The organism is uncultured Algibacter sp., assembly GCF_905480415.1.
Taxonomy (GTDB): domain Bacteria; phylum Bacteroidota; class Bacteroidia; order Flavobacteriales; family Flavobacteriaceae; genus Algibacter_B.
The window spans coordinates 1-7,180 of record NZ_CAJQQI010000138.1 but is presented as its reverse complement, the minus strand read 5'-3'; the positions used below and the strand labels follow the sequence as shown (position 1 = coordinate 7,180).

The 7,180-nt window shown below is 31.1% G+C and carries 10 protein-coding genes; 2 read left to right on the top strand and 8 right to left on the bottom strand.

The window, feature by feature from the left end; all coding sequences use genetic code 11:
• The first annotated feature begins 182 nt into the window (after nucleotides 1-182).
• Nucleotides 183-635, top strand: a complete 453-nt coding sequence (locus QZ260_RS09400) for a hypothetical protein (protein WP_295985430.1) — start codon at nucleotides 183-185, stop codon at nucleotides 633-635.
• Between the two features lie 17 nt (nucleotides 636-652).
• Here QZ260_RS09400 and QZ260_RS09395 read toward each other — a convergent pair whose 3' ends face one another.
• A complete protein-coding gene (locus QZ260_RS09395) occupies nucleotides 653-1,216 on the bottom strand; it encodes a DNA-3-methyladenine glycosylase I (protein ID WP_295985429.1) in 564 nt (187 codons plus the stop codon).
• A gap of 139 nt (nucleotides 1,217-1,355) precedes the next feature.
• Here QZ260_RS09395 and QZ260_RS09390 point away from each other — a divergent pair, with 139 nt between their 5' ends.
• A complete protein-coding gene (locus tag QZ260_RS09390) occupies nucleotides 1,356-1,970 on the top strand; it encodes a thioredoxin family protein (RefSeq protein ID WP_295985425.1) in 615 nt (204 codons plus the stop codon).
• Here the strand turns inward: QZ260_RS09390 and QZ260_RS09385 are convergent.
• The 7 genes from QZ260_RS09385 to QZ260_RS09355 form a co-directional block, all read right to left on the bottom strand.
• A complete protein-coding gene (locus tag QZ260_RS09385) occupies nucleotides 1,957-2,670 on the bottom strand; it encodes a hypothetical protein (protein ID WP_295985423.1) in 714 nt (237 codons plus the stop codon). The two genes, QZ260_RS09390 and QZ260_RS09385, sit on opposite strands and share 14 nt — an antisense overlap.
• Nucleotides 2,671-2,728: 58 nt before the next feature.
• A complete protein-coding gene (locus QZ260_RS09380) occupies nucleotides 2,729-3,277 on the bottom strand; it encodes a hypothetical protein (protein WP_295985421.1) in 549 nt (182 codons plus the stop codon).
• Nucleotides 3,278-3,314: 37 nt separating this feature from the next.
• A complete protein-coding gene (gene truB / locus QZ260_RS09375; protein ID WP_295985419.1) occupies nucleotides 3,315-4,010 on the bottom strand; it encodes a tRNA pseudouridine(55) synthase TruB in 696 nt (231 codons plus the stop codon).
• Nucleotides 4,011-4,013: 3 nt separating this feature from the next.
• Nucleotides 4,014-4,808: an undecaprenyl-diphosphate phosphatase gene (locus tag QZ260_RS09370; protein ID WP_295985416.1), complete on the bottom strand. Its 795-nt coding sequence runs from the start codon at nucleotides 4,806-4,808 to the stop codon at nucleotides 4,014-4,016.
• 57 nt (nucleotides 4,809-4,865) lie between these two features.
• Nucleotides 4,866-5,120: a DUF3098 domain-containing protein gene (locus QZ260_RS09365; RefSeq protein ID WP_295985413.1), complete on the bottom strand. Its 255-nt coding sequence runs from the start codon at nucleotides 5,118-5,120 to the stop codon at nucleotides 4,866-4,868.
• A gap of 68 nt (nucleotides 5,121-5,188) precedes the next feature.
• Nucleotides 5,189-6,067, bottom strand: a complete 879-nt coding sequence (locus QZ260_RS09360; protein ID WP_295985410.1) for a permease-like cell division protein FtsX — start codon at nucleotides 6,065-6,067, stop codon at nucleotides 5,189-5,191.
• Between the two features lie 155 nt (nucleotides 6,068-6,222).
• The gene (locus tag QZ260_RS09355; RefSeq protein ID WP_295985408.1) at nucleotides 6,223-7,137 is read right to left on the bottom strand and encodes a DMT family transporter; all 915 of its coding nucleotides are present in this window, start codon (nucleotides 7,135-7,137) and stop codon (nucleotides 6,223-6,225) included.
• Nucleotides 7,138-7,180: the final 43 nt, after the last annotated feature.

Below are 7,180 nucleotides of genomic sequence, written 5' to 3'. Positions count from 1 at the left end.
GGAGGACGGATTTATAAATGGGATTTAAATATAGTTTATGGTCGTATTATAAAGAAACTAGATGAGCTTATTACCGATATGGAAGATTTAAGAGGGTAGTTTTGAATGTGTAAAAAAAATATTTCTTTTGAATTGTGTAATATTTTTTGATTTCGAACACTAATTAAATAAAGATTAATATTATGAACATTATTCAAGCATCAGATTTTTTCGAAAAATTATTAGGAGAAACTGACAAAAGACGAGAAATAAAGATTTACAGAAACTTTATAACCATTTTATTAAATTTAAAAAGTAGAGATTTAACGGAAGATCAATTGTTATCAATAGAGAATGAACTTAAAATATTGAAATTAAGATCGTATCCTGAAAACAAAAGAAAATATTTTAGTAAAAAACTTAATGCTTTTAAAGAATATTTAAAAGAGGCGTTCTCTTTAATTTCAGAAGGCTATTATACAGCTATAGGAATGAGTTTGGGCATGTGTTTTGGAGTTGCTTTCGGAACAAGTTTTGGGTCATCAGGCACATCGATGGGTCTTGCTATAGGTATGTTAATTGGCCTTGGTATTGGCAGGGCTAAAGACTTAGAGGCTGAAAAACAAAATCGGGTATTGAAAACAAAAATTAATTAGAGTTTTTTTAAGTTAAATTAAACTTCCTCATACCTAAAACAATCCGTCACATGGTCATTCACCATGCCCGTAGCTTGCATATGTGCATAAACAACGGTTGGACCTACAAACTTAAAGCCTCGTTTTTTTAAGTCTTTACTTAAAACATCACTAATAACTGTTGTAGAAGGAACATCTTGCATACTCATGTGTTTATTTTTGATAGGCTTTCCATCAACAAAATCCCAAATATATTTACTAAAACTTCCAAATTCTACTTGAATTTTTATAAAAGATTGGGCGTTAGTAATGGTGGCCTTTATTTTTAATTTGTTACGAATAATGCCAGAATCTAGTAGTAATTCGTCAATTTTATCTTGATTGTAATTGGCTATTTTTTTATAATCGAAATTATCAAATGCTTTTCTGAAATTTTCTCGTTTCCGCAATACGGTAATCCAGCTTAAACCAGCTTGAAAAGTTTCTAGAATTAAAAATTCAAATAAAGTGGCATCATCATAAACAGGAGCTCCCCATTCATTATCGTGATAAGCTTCATAAAGAGCGTCGCCTTCACACCAACTACATTTATGCTTTTTCATTTTCTATCTAGAATTATTAAATAAAGTCTATTATTGGTATCTGTAAGGTTTAAAGTAAAAGTATGACAAAAATCATCTTAATTAAAACCTTGAGGTATTAAATTTGTCCCAGAGGATTTTGTTCTAAAAAATAAATATTATGCATCCTATTATAAAAGAAAGTATTAATGGTGGTATCTCTTATCGAGACTATAGAGAATTAGTAGAACAATTAGCTGATGAGCATTCTAATACAGGAATAGAAAAAACAGAAGCTTTAGCAAATTATACAAAGCTTAATGATAGGCGCATGAGACGGTGGGATAAAACCATAAAAATTTCTAAAGAAACGCAACAAAAAATCTCAGAATTTAATCAAAAAATGACGTTGTTGATTATTACAGAGAGTTGGTGTGGTGATGCTGCTCATGTTATACCTGCACTAAATAAAATGGCGGAATTAAATCCTAACATTGATGTTAAACTGGTGTTACGTGATGAAAATTTAGAACTTATGGATATGTTTTTAACTAAAGGAGGAAGAGCGATACCTAAAGTTATTATGATTGATGATGAAACCGGAGCGGTTTTAAGCACTTATGGACCAAGACCAAGTGAAGCCTCTAGTTATGTAAATAGGTTTGTAGCTAAAAATGGGAGTTTAACACCAGAATTTAAAGAAGATTTACAACATTGGTATAATGGAGACAAAGGTCAAAATATAATTAAAGATGTTATTGAAATACTTAGTCAATTAGAACCTATTTGCCAATAAAATAGAAAGTTATAGAGCCTAATTGGGTTGCTTTTGAAGCGTCAGCACTAAATTGCGATTGTTTAGCATAATCTATGGCATGCTCAATTAAACACTCGTTGTTTGATGTTGAAGAGGTGTTTACATAAGTATCAATGACATTGCCTCTAGGGTTAACGGTAATGTTTATAACTATTTTCCCATCAATTTCGCATAAATATACGGGAATTGGGATATGAACCTTTTTTCTGTTCGCTAATGAAAACCGGATAGAACTTTTAGAGTTCTTACCATCAGATTGTTGTTTTTTTAGCAAATCATTTACTTTACTAAACTTTGATAATTCTTCTTGATTTAATCTCGAATCTTCAGGGATATCATAAGTTTTTCTTGCTGCTGCTTGGTTTTCTGAAGTGCTATTAGATTTTGGAACATAATCTTCAGGTGGCGCTATAGTTTTAAAGGCTTGAGCAAAGTGTTCATTTTGTTCAGCTTCATTAAAAGCTTTATTGGTTTCGGCCTTAGTGTTATTTAGTTTATCTAAAGCTTCAAGAACCTTAAGCTCTTCTTGAGTGAGCTCCTCTTCTGGTTCAATTTCATAATAACTTTCAGACATAGACTCGCTCTGTTTTTTAAGGCTTAAATTAAAAACAGAGAGTACTACACTTCCAGAAATTAGAAGAGTAATAAGTAGGGCTTTATGTTGATCATTGAGACTCAATACGTTTTTTTTAAATGGGAAATCGTATTAATATGTACGGAAAAATACGTTAAAAAGATTAAAAAATCATGAATTCTAGAAAAATAGAAACGCTCGATAGACCTTCTGATGTTTTATAACCAAATCGTTTTCTTGTGAAATCAATTCCAATTAAGAAGGAATTCCTGTAATTATTATCAAATACTTGAACGCCTAAACCAAATTTATACATATTGCCTTTTTCAAAATCTTTACTTATTCCTAGCAAAGTTCCGTATCCACCTCTGACAAAAAAATTAGTATCATCTGCAATAATATTATGGTGTAAACTTAAATAGGCAGGAGCAAAGTGAAATCCTTGTTGAGAGTGCCAATTATATTCTAAGTTAGCAGCAATAGACGTGTGTTTATCAAATTGATAACCTAAAGTGTTATTTATAAAAAGGGCACTGAAATTAAAGAAGGGTTCATCATCATCTGCAAAAAGTGTGTTTTCTTCATTTGCAGTTAATGTCGTAGCTAAAGAAATTTTATAAAACAAACCATTTGTTTTTTCTGGTTTAATTTGTGAAAAAGAAGATATTGAGGAGAAAAAAAGTAAAACGAATGTGATTAAAGTTGGCTTCATAGTAGTTAGTTTTTTGAAACAAATAAGGTACCAACAATCATTCCGAACTTAAGTTTTTAATAAAATTTTCAATTGAAGTTGCGCTTGTAACATCAAAATCTCCAATTTTTGTTCTTCTTAGAGCAGATAAATGTCCCCCGGAGTTTAAAGCTTTTCCAAAATCGTTCGCTAACGAACGAATGTAAGTCCCTTTGCTACAAACTACTCTGAAATCAAGATTTAGCTTGTCTATTTTAGTGATTTCAAATTCTGAAATACTTACTGCTCTTGATGGAATATCAACATGCTCACCTGCTCTTGCAAATTCATATAATCGTTTACCATCTTTTTTTAAAGCTGAAAATACTGGAGGAAATTGCTGAATCTCACCAACAAACTGGTTGGTAGTTTTATAAATTAAATCTTCTGAGATATGGTCTGTTGGAAAGGTTTCATTAATTTCAGTTTCCAAATCAAAAGAGGGCGTTGTACTTCCTAAAACAAGAGTGCCAGTATATTCTTTTATTTGTCCTTGAAAGGTGTCAATTTGCTTAGTCATTTTACCTGTGCAAATAACTAATAAGCCTGTTGCTAAGGGGTCTAAGGTGCCTGCATGACCAACCTTTATTTTTTTTATACTCAAGGCTTGACGAATTTCCCAACGCAATTTATTAACTACTTGAAAAGACGTCCAATTAAGGGGTTTGTCAATCAGTAAAACTTGTCCGGAAAGATAATCTTCTGAAGTTTTCATCTGTTAGTTGAACATTGAAAAAATAATAGCACTCATACCCACAACAACACAGTAAATAGCGAAGTAAGTTAGTTTACTTTTTTTGACTAAAGCTATCATCCAAGTACAAGCAAATAACCCAGAAATAAAAGCAGCTACAAAACCAATAGAAAGAGATGTGAAGTTTCCGCTATCATAAGTTAAATCTCCACTTAATATGTCTTTAACTATTTTACCAAAAATTAGAGGAACCACCATTAAAAAAGAAAAACGTGCCGCTTTAGTTTTATCATTGCCTAATAAAACTGAAGTTGAAATGGTAGCTCCCGAACGAGATATTCCGGGTAACATAGCAATAGCTTGGGCAACACCTATTACTATCGCATTTTTAAAGGATACATTTTTATTGGTACTTTTGGCCTTGTCTGCTAAATATAGAAGTAGGGCTGTAATAATCAGCATAAAGCCGACAAGTTTAATATTTCCGCCAAATAGTTCAGCAAATTGTGATTCGTAAGTAAAGCCTATAACCGCTGCAGGAATCATGGAAAGGGCTATTTTAGAAATGAATTTCAAATCGTCGTTCCATTTTAATTTTAAAGCTCCTTTTATTAGACCTAGAATATCTTTTCTGAATACAACAATAGTACTTAGTGCAGTTGCAAAATGAAGGACCACAGTAAACAATAAACTTTCTTCTGGCACAGAATTATCACCAAGAATAGCCTTGCCTAATTCTAAATGCCCACTTGAAGAAACTGGTAAAAACTCAGTTAAGCCTTGAATAACACCTAAAATAATTGCATCAATAATTTCCATGTCGCAAAAGTATTAAAATTGAGTAGTTTAAAAATGAAACGAAATTTAAATTTGAAATTACTTTTTGTCTGGATTTAAAAGAATAGCATAAATTTGAATACCAAATCCAATCAATATTAATGTTGGTGCTAGTCTTATACGTCTCCAGCTAAAAATTTCAGGATTAAAAACATTAGGGTCGTCACTACCGCCACCAGACATTAAAATAAAACCTAGTGCTATAATGGCTAAACCAATAAACATGAATTTGTAATTCTTTTTACCAAATACAAAAACTGGTTTTGATGCTTCTTTTCGTTTTTTCTCTCCCATAACTATGTAAAAATCTTAGTGCAAATTAACGCATTTGTTGAAAATTGATTCTTTAATGTATATAAAAACTAATAATACAGGTCATCTGTTTTTAAATTCAAGAAACGTTGTGTGGCAAAATGTGTACTTATCCAAGTGATTATAATACCTAAAGCAAAAATTAAAATAAATAATGAAATTACCAGAACGGGGTTACTTAGTAATTCTAATTCAGTAAATGTTATATTTAGATAATACAATACAATCGCCATTCCTATTAATGCAATAACGGCACCTATCATCCCTAAACGAACACTTTTCCAGACAAAGGGGCGACGAATAAACTGTTTAGTAGCTCCCACCATTTGCATAGTTTTTATAGTGAATCGTTTAGAATAAACAGCTAATCGTATGGAGCTATTAATTAATAAAACAGCAATTAAAGTGAAAATGGCACTTATGATGAGTACCCAAAAACTAATCTTCTTAACGTTATCGTTCATCAGGTTTACCAAGTCGTTATCATAAGTCACTTCTTCCACAAAGTTTTTGCTTTTTGCTTCCGTAGAAATTTTTTCAAGATGCTCTGAGGTTACAAAATCTGCTTTTAAGTAAACATCAATGGAGTTTTGCAATGGATTGTATCCTACAAAATCCATAAAATCTTCACCATTTTCAACTTTCATAAATTCGGCAGCTTGTTCTTTTGAAACGTATTCGGTAGATTTTACATAATCTGCCATAGCTAAGCTTTTTTCAAGTTGTTTGGTTTCAACGTCTTTGGCTGTGTCTTTTAAGAAGATTGTTACCACAACTTGCTCTTTAAAATGATCAGAAACTTTTTTTGCATTTAAAATAAGCATGCCCAATAGTCCCAATAAAAACAAAACTAAAGCAATACTTAACACTACTGAAAAGTAGGAAGAAATAAGTTTACGCTTTTGATGTTTTTCAAATGATGAGCTCATGCAGTAATTGGATTAAGACGTAAAAATAATAAAGTATTTTAACAAAACTCCAAAAGGCCAAGGGTCTTTTGATTTCATTTCAAATTGTCAATCCTATAAGACCGGGAATCTCTTCAAAACATTATATTAACTAAAACATATCAACATTGTTGTGTTTAAGCTAATTTCTTTGGCGTTTTGCTAATTATATAAACACCTATAACAACCAATAAACAGCTTAAAATCTTTACGAGATTAATATCATGTGCATATTTATCTTTCATCAAAATATAAGCATATAAGCTCACCATTATAAAGCTAATTACAGGTTGTAAATATATATAACTACTCGTTACAGATGGTGTTACGTAATTAAGTGCATATACATTAAATAAGTAAGCAAAAAAGGTTGTAAAAATAACAACGTAGCCAATAACCAAATATGTATTTATGGTAAAGGTATCAAAATTTGTATTAGTAAAATCATTTAGTGTAAATGGGAAAATAAAGAGTAATCCAAATAAAAACATCCAGCTAATAACGGTTATAGCATTATATTTTTTCATTAATGTTTTTACAATAACGAGATAAAGACCATAACACGTGGCATTAAAAAGCACAAATAAATTACCCAATAAAGAACTTGTTCCAGAGGCAGTATTGCCATAAAGAATAAGAATCAAAGCGCCAACGCCTCCAATAAAAATGCCTATGAGTTTATTTTTGGTAATGCGTTCTTTAAGAATGAGAAAACTAAAAATTAGAACAATAACAGGTGTAGCCGTCATAATTATAGAGGCATCAATTGGTGATGTTAAATTAATACCATGAAAAAAAAACAACATATTAGCTGCTGCGCCAATTAACCCACAAAGTGCTAACCTCAAGAAGTCTTTACGCTCTACTTTTTCTTTGACAAATAAAAATTTAATACTCCAAAATAGTACAACACAGCACGCTAATCGAATAAAAACAAAAGCATTTGGGTTAATTTTTCCAGGCATAATGCCTTTGGCTATAATGTAGTTTGCACCGTATATTAAATTAGCGCCCAGAAGCGCAATATGAGCTTTGTAAATATTTGAATTCAATACCTTGGTTTTAAGGCATCAAAAGTAAATGTATATTATTAAA